Source organism: Georgenia sp. SYP-B2076 (genome assembly GCF_003991205.1).
Classification (GTDB): Bacteria; Actinomycetota; Actinomycetes; order Actinomycetales; family Actinomycetaceae; genus Georgenia.
Genome location: NZ_RXOZ01000011.1, coordinates 108,328 through 125,097 on the forward strand (window position 1 = coordinate 108,328; position 16,770 = coordinate 125,097).

Here is a 16,770-nt window from a genome sequence, read left to right on the forward strand (position 1 = left end):
CTGCACGGGTGTCCCGCGGCGCGGGTCGGCACGTACCGTGTCAGGCTGGCCCGCCCCGCCCGCCGGAAGGAAGACCACGTGCGACGTCGTTCCCTGCTCGCCCCGTTGGCCGCCGCGCTGCTCCTCGTCGGCTGCACCGCCGACGACGGCTCCGCGCCGACGCTGACGCCGACGCCAGAGCCCCTGTCGAGCGAGCCGACGACGCCCGCGGCTCCCGCCGTGCTGGCCACGGACGACCCCGCCGCCCTCGCCGTCGCGGCGAGCCAGACCCTCTTCGCCAGCGCGCCCGTCGTCGTCCTCGCGTCGCCGGATGCCGCCCTGCGTGCCGCGTCGGCGGCGACCGCACTGGGGGTCCCCGTGCTGCTGGACGGTGACGACGCCGCGGTGGCGGCCGAGATCACCCGCCTCGCCGCCCGGGCGGTGCTCACCGTGGGTGACGCCGCCCCGCCGGAGGGCGTCGCGGACGTGGTCAGCGTGGCCGCGCCGGCGGACGACGACGCGCTCCGGTCCCTCCTCTCGGACCAGCTCGGCGAGACGACGCCGGTCGGCGCCGGGGGAGAGGTGGCGGCCGTCGCCGGGCTCGACGCCCAGCAGCCGGCGCTGCTGGCCCCGGAGTCCCCGGCGCCGGCTCCCGCGGCCGGGGAGCCGTCGGTGGCTCCGGAGGGCGCCGGCGCGTCCCCCGCTCCTTCCGACGCAGCCGCAGAGGTCCCGTCTCCCGAGGACGCCACGTCCGACGGCGGCGCCGGGGCCGACGGCACGTTGCCGTCGACCGCCCGGCCCGAGCCGGTCGCCGCCGGGACCGTCGTGATGAGCACCGGGGACCCCGCCCAGACCGCCGCCGTGGCCACCGCCCGCAGCGCCGGGGCGGCCGTCGAGGTTGTCCCCACGGGGGACCCGCGCGCGACCAGCGAGACCGTCCAGGCGACCGCCGCCAGCTCCCCGGACGTCGTCGTAGGGCTCGGCACGGCCTTCGGCGACGCCGAGACGCTGGCCTGGCGCACCGCTACGGCGGCCACGGGCACCGAGCTGCCCGGTGGCGGACAGCTCGTGCTGCCCGGCAAGACCTACGTGGCCCTGTACGGCAGCCCCGGGACCGCGGCGCTGGGGGTGCTCGGCGAGCAGGACGGGCCCGCGACCGTCCAGCGCGCCCGCGACCACGCCGACCAGTACCGGGCGCTGACCGATAACCAGGTGGTGCCCGCGCTGGAGATCATCGCCACGGTGGCCTCGGCGGGCCCCGGCGACGACGGCAACTACACGGCCGAGCGTCCCGTCGAGGAGCTGCGCCCGCTCGTCGACCTCGCGCACGAGCACGGCCAGTACGTGGTCCTGGACCTCCAGCCCGGCCGTACGGACTTCCTCACCCAGGCGAAGGCGTACGAGGAGCTGCTGCGCATGCCCAACGTCGGGCTCGCCCTCGACCCGGAGTGGCGCCTCGGCGCGGACCAGGTGCACCTGCGCCAGATCGGCCAGGTCGACGTCGCCGAGGTCAACCAGGTGGTCACCTGGCTCGCCGACCTCACCCGGGCCAACAACCTGCCCCAGAAAGTGCTCGTCCTCCACCAGTTCCAGGTCCGGATGATCCCCGGGGTCGACGGCGTCGACCAGTCACGCTCGGAGCTGGCGGTCCTCGTCCACGTCGACGGGCAGGGCTCCCAGCCCGCCAAGCAGGGGACGTGGGGCACCCTGCGCGCCAGCGCGCCCAGCATCGGATGGTGGGGCTGGAAGAACTTCTACGACGAGGACCGGCCGATGCTCACCCCGGAGCAGACCATGCAGGTCCAGCCCACCCCGAACTTCATCAGCTACCAGTAGCGGCGCGCGCCTGAGGGAGGCGCACCTCGCGAGCGGGGGAGCGCATCCCGTCCGTGGGTGGGCTTAGGCGTATCGGGCGGCCTGCCCGGTGGGGCGGCCTGCCCAGCGAGGTGGCCCGCCCGGTGGAGTGCGTCGCCCACCGCGGATCAGCGCCCGGTCCGGCGGTTGCGGTGAGGATTTGCTGGTGTATGACCAGCAAATCCTCACCACAGTGAGGTGCCGGAAGCGACACCACCGCAAGGTGCCGCGTGGTGCCGCGAGTTCCCCGGAGCCGGTGGCGCTTCCGGCCCGGAACAGGCCTGAACCGCACCGGCTCAGCCGCGCAGATACCCGCCGGCCTCAGCCGCGCATCTGTGCGGCGGTGTGCGCCGGGTCGACCTCCTCGCCGGGGCGCACCGGCCCCGGGGCGGTGCCGTCACCGAAGGGCCGACCCCCGAGCGCCTCGCGGCCGTGCGGCGTCAGCCAGCCGGACAGGTCCGGCCCCTTGGGCACGATCTGCGTCGGGTTGATGTCCGTGTGGACGATGTAGTAGTGCTCCTTGATCTGCTGGAAGTCGACCGTGTCGCCGAAGCCCGGCGTCTGGAACAGGTCGCGGGCGTAGGCCCACAGCGCCGGCATCTCGGTGAGCTTGCTGCGGTTGCACTTGAAGTGACCGTGGTACACGGCGTCGAAGCGCACGAGGGTGGTGAAGAGCCGCACGTCCGCCTCGGTGATGGTCTCGCCCACGAGGTAGCGCTGGTGGGTCAGCCGCTCCTCCAGCCAGTCGAGCGCGACGAACAGCCGGTCGTAGGCCTTCTCGTAGGCCTCCTGCGAACCGGCGAACCCGCACCGGTAGACGCCGTTGTTGACCTCGGTGAAGACCCGCCTGTTCACGCTGTCGATCTCCGCGCGCAGCGCCTCCGGGTAGAGGTCCGGCGCCCCGGCGCGCTGGAACGCCGTCCACTCGGTGGAGAGGTCGAGCGTGATCTGCGCGAAGTCGTTGGTGACGACGGCGCCGGTGGGCACGTCCACGATGGCCGGGACGGTGATGCCACGCGGGTACTCAGGGTCGCGCTTGAAGTATGCCTCCTGCAGTCGTTCGATGCCGAGCACCGGGTCCTTGCCACCCTCGTCCAGGTCGAAGGTCCACGACCGGGCGTCGTGGGTGGGCCCCGGCGTGCCGAGGGAGAGCGCGTCCTCCAGGCCGAGCAGGCGCCGAACGATGATGGTGCGGTTGGCCCACGGGCAGGCGCGCGCCGCGACGAGCCGGTACCGCCCGGCCTCGACGGCGAAGCCGTCACGACCGTCTGCCGTGATGCGGGTGGTGATGTACCGGGTGTCCCGGGTGTACTCCTTGCCCTTGGTCGTGTACTTCCCGCCCTCGCGGTGCTCGGGATGCTCCTCCGCGCCCGTCCCGACGGCGGCGCCCCGTTCAGGCGCCGACGCCGATCCGGCGGTGCGGTCGGTGATGGCCTCGTTGGTGCTCAATGGACGTCCCCTCGTGTCTATAGTGCAATCTTCAACCAGTCTAGCGGGGTTGGGCTGTGGAGGCGGCTCGGCCGGGTCGGCGCCGGAGGGTCGGTGCCGCCGGGTGATGGTCGTGCCGCCGGGCCGTGGCCGTGCCGTCGCACGCTCGCGGCGTCTGCGCCACCGGTCAGAAGCGCTCCCCGCGCTCGCGCACCCCACGTTCGCTGGAGTACACCTCGGTGCCGTCGATGAAGACCACCTCGGCGCGGGAGTACACGTCCAGCGGGTCCCCGGACCAGACGACCACGTCGCCGTCGAGCCCCTCCCGGAGCGCGCCGACCCGGTCGTCCAGCCCGAGCATCTGAGCGGGGTTGAGGGTCAGCGCCGCGATGGCGACGTCCCGGTCGAGCCCCTCCTTCACGGCGAAGGACGCCTGGTGCACGAGAAACTGGATCGGCACGACCGGGTGGTCCGTGGTGATGGCCACCTGGACGCCGGCCTGCGCGAGGCGCGCGAGGTTGGCGATGCCGCGGTCCCGCAGCTCGACCTTCGAGCGGTTGGAGATCATCGGGCCGAAGATGACCGGCACGTGCTTCTCAGCGAGGACGTCGGCGATCTTCGCGCCGTCGGTGCCGTGGTTGACGACCAGGCGATACCCGAACTCCTCCGACAGGCGGATGGCCGTGGCGATGTCGTCGTGGCGGTGCGTGTGCTGGTCCCAGACGAGCTCCCCGTCCAGGACGCGGGCGAGCGTCTCGAGGGCGAGGTCCCGTTCGAACGGCTTGCTCTCGGTCGCGGCGTGCGCGCGCGCGGCGGCGTAGTTGCGGGCCTTGACGAACGCCTCGCGAATGACCTGGGCGACGCCGAGCCGGGTCGAGGGCAGCTGCTTCTTCTCGCCGTAGACCCGCTTGGGGTTCTCGCCCAGCGCGGACTTCACCGACACCGAGGCGCGGATCACCTGCTCGTCCACCGTGCGGCCGCCCCAGGTCTTGATCGCGACGGTCTGACCGCCGATGGGGTTGCCCGAGCCCGGCTTGACGACGGCGGAGGTGACGCCGCCCTCGAGGGCGTCGCGGAAGCCGAGGTCCTCGATGTTGATCGCGTCGAGGGCGCGGACGGCGGCCGCGTTGGGGCTCGTCATCTCGTTCGTGTCCTCCCCGGCCCAGCCCTCGCCCTCCTCGGAGACGCCCAGGTGCGCGTGGGACTCGACGAGTCCCGGCAGCACCCAGCGGCCCGTCGCGTCCACCACGCGGACGCCGTCGGGGACGGCGACGTCGGTGCCGACCTCGCGGATCGTGCCGTCCACGACGAGGACGGTGCCGCCCTCCATGGGCTTCCCGGCGACCGGGACGACGTAGCCGCCGACGATGGCGACGCTGCCGCCCGAGGTCGTGGCACGGGGGCTCCTGCCGGTGGGGACGTCGGGGCCGTTGTCGGTGGGCGCTGCGTTCGCACTGGAAGTCATGGGGCCCATCCTGGGCCGATCGGGCGCCGGCCGCCCGGCGCGCGGGCGGGTTCGCGCAGCGGCCGTCCGGCTCGGGCGCCCGGACGGGCGGGCGTCAAGACGGGCGGAGGCCCTGGCGTGAGCGCGCGCCGTGGTCAGAAGCCGTAGTCGTCCCGGCTCGCCCAGCGCACGCCCTGGCGATGGCTGACGAGCACGGCGCGAACGTCCACCTTCTGCGCGCAGGCGTTGTGCGCGTGCGCAGCCAGAGCTGGTCCGCCGCGCTCAGCGAGGGGCCACCGTCACGCTCGAGTACCAGGATGACCGAACGGGCCTCCGCCAGCTCGGCGGCGTGGCCGACGAGTCTCGCGAACGCGCTTCCGTCCCCGGGTCCTGGTCGCGCCGGAAGGTCCTCGACGGGGATGACGAGGGGGCATGGACGCTGCGCCTCGTCGAGGAAGAACGTCCACACCTGTCGGCGCAGGGCCGGGCCGATGCGGCCGGTGACGTGGCGCTCGACCGCCGCGTCGGTGGTCAGGGGCGCGCGGTGGGTCGCGTCGGGCGCGGGGCTGCTCATGCCCTCACGATGACGGCGGCGGCGGGGTTGGTGCCGGCGACCTGGGGATGACCGCGGGCATCTGCGCCTGGGGACGGCGCGGGCACGCCCTACGGCACGGGCCAGGTGTGTACCGGTTCGTTGGCGTTCATGTGCTCCATGTACGCGCGGAGCATGGAGGTCAGGGCGTCCGGTCGGGCCTGCCCGCGGGCCTCGAACGACTCTGTGGCGGCGACCTGCCAGCTGGCGCCGTTCACCCGCAGCTTGGCGCGGGACTCGATGATGTCGAGGTAGCGGTCGGTGGCCTCGCCCGCCACGCCGAGGCGTTCCAGGCCGCGCTGGGCCATCGGCAGGAGCGCGCGCAGGACGAGCTCGTCCCAGTCGACCTGCCCGACGCCCGGCCAGTACAGCCGCGCCGCCGCACCGTCGCGCGCGCCGGCGCGGAAGTTCTCACGCGCCGCCTCGAAGCTCATCCGCGACCAGACGGGCCGCTCGTCCACCACCATCTCGACGACGACGCCGTAGAAGAAGGCCGCGTTGGCGACGACGTCGACGACGGTCGGGCCGGAGGGCAGCACCCGGTTCTCGACCCGGAGGTGCGGCTGGCCGTCCGAGACGTCGTAGATCGGCCGGTTCCAGCGGTAGATGGTGCCGTTGTGCAGGCGGAGCTCGGCCAGCGTCGGCGTGCCGCCGCCGTCGAGGACGGCGAGCGGGTCCTCGTCGCCCACCTCCGGCAGCAGCGCGGGGTAGTAGCGCACGTTCTCCTCGAACAGGTCGAAGATCGAGTTGATCCACCGGTCACCGAACGGCACCAGGGGGCGCACGCCCTGGTTGCGCAGCTCAGGGGAGCGGGTGTCCGTGGCCTGGAGGAACAGCTCCGTGCGGGTCTCGGCCATGAGCTGGTGACCGAACAGGTACGGGGAGTTCGCGCCGAGGGCGAGCTGCGGGCCCGCGAGGACCTGCGCGGCGTTCCAGTACCGCGCGAAGCTGCCGGGGCGCACCTGCAGGTGCAGCTGGACCGACGTGCACGCGGCCTCGACGGCGATCGTGTCGGTGGACATCTCCAGGCGCTCGGGGCCCGGGATGTCCAGCATGATGTCCTCCCGGCGGGCCGCCAGGACCGCCTGGTCGAGCAGGCGGTAGCGGGCGTTGTCCGAGAACCAGGAGAAGCCGGGCTCCGGCCGCGGCAACGTCGGCAGGATGCCGATCATCACGATGTCCGAGCCGACGTCGCCGGCACGGTCGCGGGCGTGGTTGAGGTTCTTGCGCAGGGCGCTCTCCAGCTGGAGCAGCGACTGCCCGTCGATGCGCCGCGGCTCGACGTTGAGCTCGATGTTGAACCGGCCCAGCTCGGTCTGGAAGCGCATGTCGTCGATGTGCTCGAGCACATCGGTGTTGTTCATCGCCGGGCCGAGGTCGCCGTCGACCAGGTCGAGCTCGATCTCCAGGCCGGTGCGCCACTCGTCCTCGACGAAGGACCCGGCGTCCAGCATCCGCTCGAGGGCGTCGAGGCAGCGCCGGACCGCGAGGCGGTACCGGGTGTGGTCGGCGCGGGTGTACACCTTCGCGCTGACGTCCTGGCCCATCTGGGCCTCCTTCGCTGATGGCGGGGCTGCGGCAAGGCCAGCATGAGCGGGCCGCGCCCGGCGCGCACGCCGGGCGCCAGGCAGGCCGGTCTGGCGGCGAGCACGCCAGGGGGAAGAATGGGCGGTGATGAGCGCGGAGACACGGGCGCGGCACCGCTGGGAGTGGTGGCACCGCCAGACGACCACCACCCGGCGGGTGCTGCGAACCGTGGCGACCCTCCTCGTCACCGGGCTGGCCGCGCTCGTCTTCGGCGTCACCACCGCGAGTACCCACGCGTCGCTCGGCCCCCACGTGGCCGACTACCACGTCACCCTGGACCGGCAGGTCACCATCGAGATGGGCCCCCTGGGTGCCCTGATCCTCGACTCGCCGCTCCCGTGGCCGCTCGGCGTCGACGTCGTCGTCGGGGAAATCCCCAGCGACCTTGAGAAGACCGTCTCGCCGGCGCCCGGCCTGGTCGCGGACCTGCACGCCTACGGCCAGCTCTTCAGCGAGCCGCGGGCGGCCGTCGCCGACGCCGTGCGCGGCCTGGTCGGCGACGCCCTCGGCCGCACGGTCGTGGCCTGGTCGGTCCTGCTCGTGCTCCTCGCCGCCGGCCGGCTCGCCTCCCACGGTCGCCTGCGCGAGGAGCTCAAGGCCGCGCTCGCCCGGCCCGGGGTCGGCGCGCTCGGGTCCGCGGCCACGCTCGCCATGGCGGCGGTCTTCGTCGTGCCCGCGATGGAGCAGGACCAGGACCCCGGCTACAGCCCGGCGGTCCTCGACGGCACGCCCCTGGCGGGCGCGAGGATCACCGGGCGGCTGGCGGACCTCGTGAGCATCTACGGCGGGACCGTCAAGGACGCGTACCTCGAGAACGAGGCGTTCTACAACGAGGCCTCCGCGAACCTCGCCGCGGCCTTCGACGCCGATCCCGCCCCCCGCGCGCCGGAGGACGCCGCTGCGCGGGACGCCGCGGGGGACGGTGCCGCCCCCGCGCCGGAGGGTGCCGCGCCCGCGCCGGACGGTGCCGCGCCCGCGCCGGACGGTGCCGCGCCCGCGCCGGACGGTGCCGCGCCCGCGCCGGACGGTGCCGCGCCCGCGCCGTCGGACGCCCCGCCCTCCCCGGCCGGCGCGCCCGGCCCGGGCTCGACCACCACCTCGGCCGCCCCGAAGGGCGAGGCCCCCGATCCCGTCACCTTCGTGCTCGTCTCGGACCTGCACTGCAACGTCGGGATGGCGCGCGTGATCGCCGCCGCCGTGCACCACTCGGGGGCCGACGTGCTGCTCGACGCGGGTGACACCGTCATGAGCGGGACCTCCGCGGAGTCCTACTGTGTCGACGCCTTCGCCGGTGCGGTGCCCGACGGCGTCCCGGTGGTCGTCTCCTCCGGCAACCACGACTCCGTCACGACGGCGGAGCAGGAGCGGACGGTGGGGTGGACGGTCCTGTCCGGCAAGGTCGTCGACGTGGCCGGGATCAGCATCCTCGGCGACACGGACCCGACCCTGACCGCCGTCGGGGCCGGCACCCGGCCGGAGCGCCCCGAGTCCATCCCCGAGCTGGGGGAGCGGCTCGCGGGGGCCGCGTGCGCGGCGACCGACGCGGGCGCCCGGGTCGACCTGCTCCTCGTGCACAACCCCCGCGCCGGCACGGCCACAATGGACGCCGGGTGCGCCCGCCTGCAGCTGTCCGGGCACTGGCACCGCACCGAGGGACCGGAGGTCCTCGGCCGGGGGCTGCGCTACGTGAGCACGTCCACCGGCGGCGCGGCCGGGGGCGGGATGACCCTCGGCCCCCTTACCGGGGCTGCGGCGATCACGGTGCTGCGGGTGGACCGCACCACCGGCGCGCCGATGGACTACCGCATGATCGACGTCGGGACGGACGCCTCCGTGGCCCTCGGGCCGTGGCACACGTTCCCCGAGGTCCCGCAGGTCGGCGGTGACGGCGCGCCGCCGGTGCCCGACGGCGGCGCCGCGTCCCGGACGGCGACCGAGAAGCCGACGGACGTCCCGTGAGCCGGGAGCGCCGGTGCCGCGGGTCGCATACTTGAAGGCGCCAACCTGGGAGGTCTCGTGAGCCGGAAACGCATGTCGGCGGAGGTCGCGCGTCCGGGCGCGCCGGGCGCGCTGGGCGGGGAGCGCGACGGAACCGCCGGGATCCCGGACGCCGCCGTCGACGACCTCGACGTGAGCGACGAGGAGCTCGAGGCCCAGGTCGCCGCCCTCGACCCCGCGCGGCCCACCGAGCACCAGCTCGCCGGCGGGGCCCCGCGCGGGCTCGCCTGGCTGCTCACCATCGGCGGCGCCCTCGGCGCGTGGGCGGCCGTCATGCTCGTGCTCTCCGAGATCGAGGTCGCCCGCGACCCCGATGCGGCCCTGGCCTGCGACTTCAACCCGTTGATCGGGTGTGGCACGTTCATCACCACCTGGCAGGCCCACCTCTTCGGCATCCCGAACGCGGTGGTGGGCACGGTCGCCTTCGCCGCGCTGACGGCCGTCGGCGTGATGCTGCTGGCGCGCGCCCGCCCGGCGCGGTGGTTCTGGGTCACGCTGACCGCCGCGGCCACGCTGGCGATCCTGTGGGTGTTCTGGTTCCAGTACCAGGCCCTCTTCAGCATCCGGGGGCTGTGCCCCTACTGCCTCGTGGTCTGGACCGTGATGATCCCGATCTTCGTCAACGTCTGGGCGCGCAGCCTTCAGGCGGGGCACGTCCGGGTCCCGGACCGCCTCCGCCGGACGCTGGTCCAGGACCGCCTCCGCCGGACGCTGGTCCAGGACCGCTGGATCATCGTCGCGGCCTGGTACGCGGCGGTCGTGCTGGCCGTCGCCTGGGTGTTCTGGGACCAGTGGCTCCTGCTGCTCGCCTGAGCCCGGCGCGGCCCTCGCGGGCGGTCACCCGCCCGGCGCCCGGTCTCAGGCGAGGGCGGGCGAGGCGAGCGCCGCTGGGACGTGGTCGCCGTGGCCCTCCTCGCGCAGGGCCTGGCGGACCTTCTCGGCCATCGCGTCGAGCTCGTGGCCGGGGACGTCGTGCCGGGCGTTGGCGAAGGTGAGCGACCGCTCGTCCCACGCCGGCAGCACGTGCAGGTGCAGGTGCTCCACCTCGAAGCCCGCCACGATGACGGCGGCGCGCGGCGCGCCGTAGGCGGACTGCTGCGCCCGGCCGATCGTCTTGGCGACGACGGCGAGGTGCGCCACCACCTCGTCCGGGGCGTCGGTGTACTGGGCGAACTCCTCGCGCGGGACCACGAGCATGTGACCGTCGGTGATCGGGGCGATGGTGCCGAAGACGGCGCACACGTCGTCCGCCCACACGAAGCGCCCGGGGATCTCGCCGGCGATGATCTTGCTGAAGACCGTGCTCATGCCACCATCCTGGCACCGGCGGGGCCGGGCCCGGCCCACGAACGTCGGCGCGTCCACGGCCGGGACGTGCCGGCGGGCGGGCGCCTCCGATCTCTTCAGGGGCGGGGCGCCGCGATCTGGGCCGCGAGGTGGCCGCCGCCGTAGCCGTTGTCGATGTTGACCACGCCGACGCCGGGCGCGCACGTGTTCAGCATCGTCAGCAGCGCCGCGAGACCCTGGAAGCTGGCGCCGTACCCGACGGACGTGGGCACGGCCACCACGGGTGCCGAGACGAGGCCGGCCACGACGCCGGGCAGGGCGCCGTCCATGCCCGCGACGACGACGATCGCCGCCGCACGCCGCAGCGTGTCGACCCGGGCGAGGATGCGGTGCAGGCCCGCGATGCCGACGTCGACGACCAGCTCGGTGCGCCGGCCCAGGTAGCGCGCGGTCAGCTCGGCCTCGCGCGCGACGGGCAGGTCGGACGTGCCGGCGCACGCCACGACCACGAGTCCCCCCGTGGGCTCGGGCGGGGTCGGGGGCCAGGCCAGCAGACCGGCCTCGGGGACGTGGAGGGCGTCCGGGAGCACCTCGAGGACGGCGGCGGCGCGCTCGGCGTCGGCGCGGGTGAACAGCGTCCCGGTGGGATGGCCGGCGAGGTCCGCGTCCTGGCGGTGGCGCTCGGCGAGGGCGGCTGCGATGGCCCGCAGCTGCTCGGGGGTCTTGCCCTCGCAGTAGACGGCCTCGGGATAGCCGCGGCGGGCAGCGCGGTCGTGGTCGAGCTCGGCGACGCCGGGCACCTCGCCGCCCGGCTCGGGCGCTGCCGCGGGCCCGGGGGCGCCGTCGGCGGTGGCCTGGAGGGCGCCGGTGTGCGCGTCAGCCACGGGTGCCCACCTGGAGGAGGGGGAGGGTGAAGGCGCCGGACTGGATGCCCCGCAGGTCCACGACGACGTAGCGGAACCCGGCTGCCGTGACGCCGCGGTGGAGGGCCTCGCGCACCGGCTCCTCGGCGGCGCGCGGGATCTCCGCCGTCGGCAGCTCGATGCGGGCGATGTCGCCGTGGTGGCGGACTCGGCCATCGGAGAACCCGAGCTCGCGCAGGACCTCCTCCGCGCGCTCGACCTGCCTGAGCTTCTCGGGGGTGACGTCCTGGCCGTGCGGGATCCGCGAGGCCAGGCACGGCGCGGCCGGCTTGTCGGCGACGGGCAGCTCGAGCACGCGCGCGACATCGCGGACCTGCGCCTTCGTCAGGCCGGCCACCGACAGGGGGCGCAGCACCCGGTGGTTGGTCGCCGCCTGGGAGCCGGGGCGGTCCGGGCGCTTCGCGTCGTCGGCGTTCTCGCCGTACGCGACGGCGGCCAGGCCGTGGGCGGCGACGAGGTCGTCGGAGATGCGGGTGAACAGCTCGTCCTTGCAGAAGAAGCAGCGGTCGACGCCGTTCTTGACGTACTGGGGGTTCTCGCCCTCGTGGGTCTCGATCTCGATCACCCGGGCGCCGATGAAGGCCGCCGTCTCGTGCGCCAGCGCACGTTCCGACCGGGCGAGCGAGGGGGAGACGCCGAGCAGCGCGACCACCTGCTCGGCCCCGAGCGTGCGCACGGCCAGCGCGAGGAGCAGCGCGGAGTCCACGCCCCCGGAGTACGCCACGCCCAGCGGGGCGGCGCCGGTGAGCTCGGCGCCCACGGCGTCGGCGAGGGCGAGTGTCTCCCCGCCCAGGTTGTCGAACCGTGCTGACACGTCTTCCTCCAGTTTTCGGTGCCTCCCGCAGTAGGACACCCTACGTCGGGTGCCCGGCCCTCCCGCGGGCGGTGGTGCGTGCGGGCGCCGGCGCCGCGGTGCTGCGACGTCGACGCCCGCCGGGGACTTCCGGGCACGTGCCCGGGGGTGAGTCAGCTCGCGGCGTCCTCCGGGTGGAGCTCGGCGTGACGCTTGGCGCGGTTGGCCTGGATGCCGACCATGATCTCCTGGAACTTGGCCTCGGTCAGCGGGTACCGGGACATGATCAGCAGGGCGACCAGGAAGAACGCCGCGGGCAGGATCGCCGCGGAGGTCTGGATGCCGTCGAGGACGGACTGGGGCTGGACGGCGAGCGTGCCGTCGTAGCCGACGATGCCCAGCGCGTAGGCTCCGATGGCCGCGCCGACCGCCTGGCCGACCTTGCGGATGAAGGAGAAGGCCGCGTAGGTCGCGCCCTCGGTGCGGATGCCGGTCTTGAACTCGCCGTACTCGACGGTGTCGGCCTCCAGCGCCCACGTCATCGTGTTGAGCAGCGCCATCCCGAGCCCGATGAGGAACAGGCCGGCGAGGCTGACGAGCAGGCTGTTGGCCATGCCGAAGATCGCCGCGCCGACGACGGCGACGCCGGCCGCCGTCATGAAGCCGTGCTTCTTGCCCAGCTTGCGGGTCACGCCCGGGCCGAGCGGGCCGACGTACAGGACGGCACCGGTGGTGATGATGGTGACGACCGCGGCCAGCCAGTTGCCCGCCCCGGCGTACTGCGCGAGGGCGTGGTTGGCGATGTAGATGCCCAGGGCGGAGACGATGTTCTGGCCGATGAGGTAGAAGAGCGACGACGAGCACAGGCGCAGCAGCGGGCCGTTGTGCTTGAGGGTCTGGAGGGTCTCCTTGAAGCTGACCCGCTCGACCTCGCGGTAGACGGACTCCCTCGACGTGGCGAAGGTCGTCATGAACATGACCATGCCGACCACGAGGAAGATCGCCGCGGTGACGAGGAAGGTCGTGGCCAGGTTGTCGGAGGCCTTGATCTGCGGGGCGAGGATCACCGAGAGCAGCAGGATCGTGGCGCCGGAGCCCACCATGCGGGCCGCGGACAGGCGCGAGCGGTCCACCGGGTTCTGGCTCATCGCGCCGGCGAGCGAGCCGTAGGGGATGTTCACCAGGGAGTACAGCAGCCCGAGGAGCGCGTAGGAGCCCACCGCCCAGACGATCTTCATCGAGTAGCTCTCGACGGGGATCCAGAACGCCAGGAGGTTCGAGGCGAGCAGGGGGAACGAGAACCACAGGATGAACGGCCGGAACTTCCCGAACCGGGTCATGGTGCGGTCGACCATGCGGCCGGCGAAGAGGTCGGCGAAGGCGTCCCAGATCTTGACGAAGAGGAAGATGCTCCCGGCGTGCGCCGGGCTGATCCCCACGACGTCGGTGTAGAAGACCAGCAGGAACAGGCCGGTCATCTGGAAGGCGATGTTGCAGCCGGCGTCGCCCGCGCCGTAGCCCATGATCGTCTTGCGCGTGAGGTGGGGCCCCCCGGCGCTGGTAGCTGGCCGCCCCTGCACGGCGACAGACGTTGCGGTGCTCATGTTCTCTCCTGAGTGGTGGGGCTCGGCTCCGGGCGTCGGTTGGCGCTGGGTCGGGGCTCGAGACGCGTTGCACCATTTATCCGCCCCCGGGCCAGGCGCGCGCCAACACTTGCCGTCGGTTGCACGGTGGTTGCCGTTCGTTGTCCCGCAACCTGACGACGACGAGAGCCGTCCGCCGCACGGGTGCGGCGGACGGCTCGGTGCAGTCCTCTTAGCGGGGGGCCTGCGAGGGGTCCTCACCGTGGAGCGCGGCATGCCGCGCGGCACGGTTCGCCACGATCCCGCGCACGATCTCCTTGAACTTCTCCTCGGTCAGGGGGTACGTCGCCATGATGAGCAGGGCGACCAGGAAGAACGCCGCGGGCAGGAAGGCCGCGGCGGCCTGCATGCCGTTGAGGGTCTCGGTCGTCTGCGTGACCTGATGGCCCGCGGTGGACGCACGGAACCCCACGAAGGCCAGGGCGTATGAGGCGATGGCGGCACCGACCGCCTGGCCGACCTTGCGGGTGAAGGAGAAGGCGGCGTAGGTGGCGCCCTCGGTGCGGATGCCCGTCTGGTACTCGCCGTACTCGACGGTGTCGGCCTCCAGCGCCCACGTCATCGTGTTGAGCAGCGCCATCCCGAGGCCGATGAGGAACAGGGCGAGCAGCGCCACCCCGAGGTTGTGGCTGAAGGCGAACAGCAGGCCACCGACGATGGAGATCACGGCGGCCGTCATGAAGCCGCGCTTCTTGCCGAGCCGCCGGGTGACGGACGGCCCGAAGGGCCCGACATAGATGACGGCGCCGGTGGTGATGATCGTGACGACCGCGGCCAGCCACCCGGCGGTCCCGCTGACGTAGCGGGCCAGCACGTCGTTGGCGAGGTAGATCGCGAGCGCCGAGACGATGTTCTGACCGGTGAGGTAGAAGAACGAGGAGAGGCACAGCCGCATGAGCGGGCCGTTCCTGCGCAGGGTGGAGAAGGTCTCCCGCAGGCTCACCCGTTCCACCTCGCGGTAGACGGTCTCCCGGGACGTGAGGAAGGTCGTCATGAACATGGCCATGCCCACGACCAGGAAGATCAGCGCCACGATGAGGAACGTCTGGTGGAGGTTCGCCGCCGTCTTGATCCGCGGGGCGAGGATGACGGCGAGCAGCAGGATCGTGGTGCCGGACCCGACCATGCGGGCCGAGGCGAGGCGGGAGCGGTCCACGGGGTTCTGGCTCATGGCGCCGGCGAGCGAGCCGTAGGGGATGTTCACCATCGAGTACAGCAGCCCCAGGAGCGCGTACGTGAGATAGGCCCACAGCAGCTTGTACCCGTAGCTGTCGAACTCCGGCATCGAGAACACGAGGAGGTTCGACGCCAGCAACGGTAGGGAGTACCAGAGGATGAACGGGCGGAACTTCCCCCACCTGGTCATCGTCCGGTCGACCATCCGCCCCGCGAAGACGTCCGCGAAGGCGTCCCACACCTTGACGACGAGGAAGAGCGTCCCGGCGTCGGAGGGCCGGATGCCCGCCACGTTCGTGTAGTACACGAGCAGGAACAGGCCGGTCATCTGGAAGGCGATGTTGCATCCCGCGTCACCGGCCCCGTAGCCGATGACGGTGGCCGGTCTCAGGTGCGGCTTCGCGGCGTTCTCGAGGGTGCTGGTCGTGGTCGACATGGCCTCTCCCTGATGGCTGGACCTGACGGCACACGCGCGGCGGGTGCCGTTGTCTCGCTGCGAGATGGTGCGTCCATTTACCCACCACGTGTCTGTCGCGGCAATGGTGTGAGCGGCCCCGCCGGGGGTGCGCCGGGACCAAGGTCGCGCTCGCGGCCGGGGGCGCGTGGTGGGATGGCACAGGTGCTCGAGCGGACGGCGACGGGTGCCCCAGCGGACGGCCGTGCGGGAGCGTGCCGGGCAGCGCGCGCAGGGCTGAACGCGCAGGACGGGCCCGGGAGAGGGCGCGTAGGAACCGGCGCGCAGGCGGCCGCGCGCACCCTAGGTGTGACGTCCGCGATACGGCAATCGGTTGCCATTTCTTGCCCCCGCTCCGTACGGTGGTGGCATCCGAACGGGAGGATCGCGCCGATGGGGCACGACACAGACGAGGAACGCACGGGGCCGCCTCCGGGGCCGGCCCCGGAGGCGGAGACGTCGCCGGAGGAGCCGCCGTCGCCGGTGGTCCGTCGGCGCCGCGGCGCCCCCACGATCTACGACGTCGCCCAGGCGGCGGGCGTGGCCCCGTCCACCGTCTCGCGCGCCTTCTCCCGTCCGGGGCGGGTCAACTCCGACACGGCCAACCGCATCCGCCAGGTCGCCGCCGAGCTGGGGTACCGCACCAACCCGATGGCCAGGGCGCTGGCGACCACGCACACGGGCCTGCTCGCACTCGTGGTGCCCGACATCACGAACCCGGTGTACTTCGAGATCATCAACGGCGTCCAGGACGAGGCGGCCGAGGCGGGCTACACAGTCCTGCTGGTGGACTCGCGCGAGTCCGACACCCGCGAGCGGCAGGCGCTGGAACGGGCGCTGCCGATCGTGGACGGCATCGTGCTGGGCACCTCCCGCATGTCCGACGCCGCCATCCGGATGATCGCGAAGCAGAAGCCGATGGTCGCGCTCAACCGGGCGGTGCGCGAGATCCCCTCCGTCGTCCCCGACAACTCGCGGGGCGTGCGGCGCGCGCTCGAGCACCTCGGCGAGCTCGGTCACGACCCGGTGACCTACCTCGCCGGCCCCGAGGCCTCCTGGGCCGACGGCATGCGCTGGCGCGGGCTTCGCGAGGCGTCCCTCGAGCTGTCCGTGCACGTGCGGCGCCTGGGCCCGCTCAGCCCCACCGTGGCCGGCGGGGTGGCGGCGGCGAAGGCGTGGCTCCAGACCCGGACCAGCGGGGTGATCGCCTACAACGACCTCATCGCCATCGGGTTCATCCGCTCCGTCACGGCCCGCGGCGTCCGCGTCCCCGAGGACGTCTCCGTGGTGGGCTACGACAACATCTTCGCCTCGGACCTCGTCACGCCGCCGCTGACGACGATCGCCACGCCGCGCCGGGCGCTCGGCGCGGCCGCCGTGCGCAACCTTGTCGCCCAGATCAGGGGTGCGCAGCCCCGGGTCGGGCCGCCGGTCGTCGTCCCGGTCAAGCTCGTCGAGCGGGAGAGCACCGGCCCGCGTCTCTAGCGGGCGCCGTCTCCGTCGGGCGCCGTCTCCAGCGCTCGCCGGCGGGCGCCCTCCCCAGCGAGCGCCCTCGGCCCGCCCGGGCGCCGTCCCCGCTGGTCGGCGGCCCGCCCGCGGCCCGTCGCCGTCG

General features: G+C 73.3%; 13 protein-coding genes. 5 read left to right on the plus strand and 8 right to left on the minus strand.

The window, feature by feature from the left end:
* Positions 1–78: 78 nt before the first annotated feature.
* Complete coding sequence (locus EJK16_RS05395; protein ID WP_127127113.1) at positions 79–1,815, plus strand: hypothetical protein; 1,737 nt, start codon at positions 79–81, stop codon at positions 1,813–1,815.
* 339 nt (positions 1,816–2,154) lie between these two features.
* On the opposite strand, the gene EJK16_RS05400 is transcribed toward EJK16_RS05395, so the two are convergent.
* The gene (locus tag EJK16_RS05400; protein WP_240645794.1) at positions 2,155–3,282 is read right to left on the minus strand and encodes a glutathione S-transferase family protein; all 1,128 of its coding nucleotides are present in this window, start codon (positions 3,280–3,282) and stop codon (positions 2,155–2,157) included.
* 166 nt (positions 3,283–3,448) lie between these two features.
* A complete protein-coding gene (locus EJK16_RS05405; protein ID WP_127127115.1) occupies positions 3,449–4,726 on the minus strand; it encodes an amidohydrolase in 1,278 nt (425 codons plus the stop codon).
* Positions 4,727–5,054: 328 nt separating this feature from the next.
* On the opposite strand from EJK16_RS05405, the gene EJK16_RS05410 reads away from it, so the two are divergent.
* Entirely contained in the window at positions 5,055–5,330 is a 276-nt protein-coding gene (locus EJK16_RS05410; protein WP_127127117.1) for a hypothetical protein, read from the plus strand.
* A 38-nt stretch (positions 5,331–5,368) separates the two neighbouring features.
* Here the strand turns inward: EJK16_RS05410 and EJK16_RS05415 are convergent, their stop codons facing one another.
* Positions 5,369–6,844, minus strand: a complete 1,476-nt coding sequence (locus EJK16_RS05415; protein WP_127127119.1) for a glutamate-cysteine ligase family protein — start codon at positions 6,842–6,844, stop codon at positions 5,369–5,371.
* A gap of 127 nt (positions 6,845–6,971) precedes the next feature.
* On the opposite strand from EJK16_RS05415, the gene EJK16_RS05420 reads away from it, so the two are divergent.
* Together EJK16_RS05420 and EJK16_RS05425 are read left to right on the plus strand one after the other, a co-directional pair.
* On the plus strand, positions 6,972–8,843 hold the full coding sequence (locus EJK16_RS05420; protein WP_127127121.1) for a metallophosphoesterase: 1,872 nt from the start codon (positions 6,972–6,974) through the stop codon (positions 8,841–8,843).
* Between the two features lie 57 nt (positions 8,844–8,900).
* Entirely contained in the window at positions 8,901–9,695 is a 795-nt protein-coding gene (locus tag EJK16_RS05425; RefSeq protein ID WP_127127123.1) for a vitamin K epoxide reductase family protein, read from the plus strand.
* A gap of 45 nt (positions 9,696–9,740) precedes the next feature.
* Here EJK16_RS05425 and EJK16_RS05430 read toward each other — a convergent pair whose 3' ends face one another.
* The 5 genes from EJK16_RS05430 to EJK16_RS05450 all read right to left on the minus strand — a co-directional run bounded on the left by EJK16_RS05430 (position 9,741) and on the right by EJK16_RS05450 (position 15,140).
* Positions 9,741–10,190, minus strand: a complete 450-nt coding sequence (locus EJK16_RS05430) for an HIT family protein (RefSeq protein ID WP_127127125.1) — start codon at positions 10,188–10,190, stop codon at positions 9,741–9,743.
* Positions 10,191–10,285: 95 nt separating this feature from the next.
* Positions 10,286–11,053, minus strand: a complete 768-nt coding sequence (gene larB, locus EJK16_RS05435; protein ID WP_205739609.1) for a nickel pincer cofactor biosynthesis protein LarB — start codon at positions 11,051–11,053, stop codon at positions 10,286–10,288.
* Complete coding sequence (gene larE, locus EJK16_RS19475) at positions 11,046–11,906, minus strand: ATP-dependent sacrificial sulfur transferase LarE (RefSeq protein WP_164737203.1); 861 nt, start codon at positions 11,904–11,906, stop codon at positions 11,046–11,048. Before larE ends, larB begins: the two co-directional genes overlap by 8 nt.
* A 152-nt stretch (positions 11,907–12,058) precedes the next feature.
* Complete coding sequence (locus EJK16_RS05445; RefSeq protein ID WP_164737204.1) at positions 12,059–13,489, minus strand: glycoside-pentoside-hexuronide (GPH):cation symporter; 1,431 nt, start codon at positions 13,487–13,489, stop codon at positions 12,059–12,061.
* Positions 13,490–13,700: 211 nt separating this feature from the next.
* The gene (locus EJK16_RS05450) at positions 13,701–15,140 is read right to left on the minus strand and encodes a glycoside-pentoside-hexuronide (GPH):cation symporter (protein ID WP_127127133.1); all 1,440 of its coding nucleotides are present in this window, start codon (positions 15,138–15,140) and stop codon (positions 13,701–13,703) included.
* 411 nt (positions 15,141–15,551) lie between these two features.
* On the opposite strand from EJK16_RS05450, the gene EJK16_RS05455 reads away from it, so the two are divergent.
* Positions 15,552–16,643, plus strand: a complete 1,092-nt coding sequence (locus EJK16_RS05455; protein ID WP_127127136.1) for a LacI family DNA-binding transcriptional regulator — start codon at positions 15,552–15,554, stop codon at positions 16,641–16,643.
* The last annotated feature ends 127 nt before the right edge of the window (positions 16,644–16,770 follow it).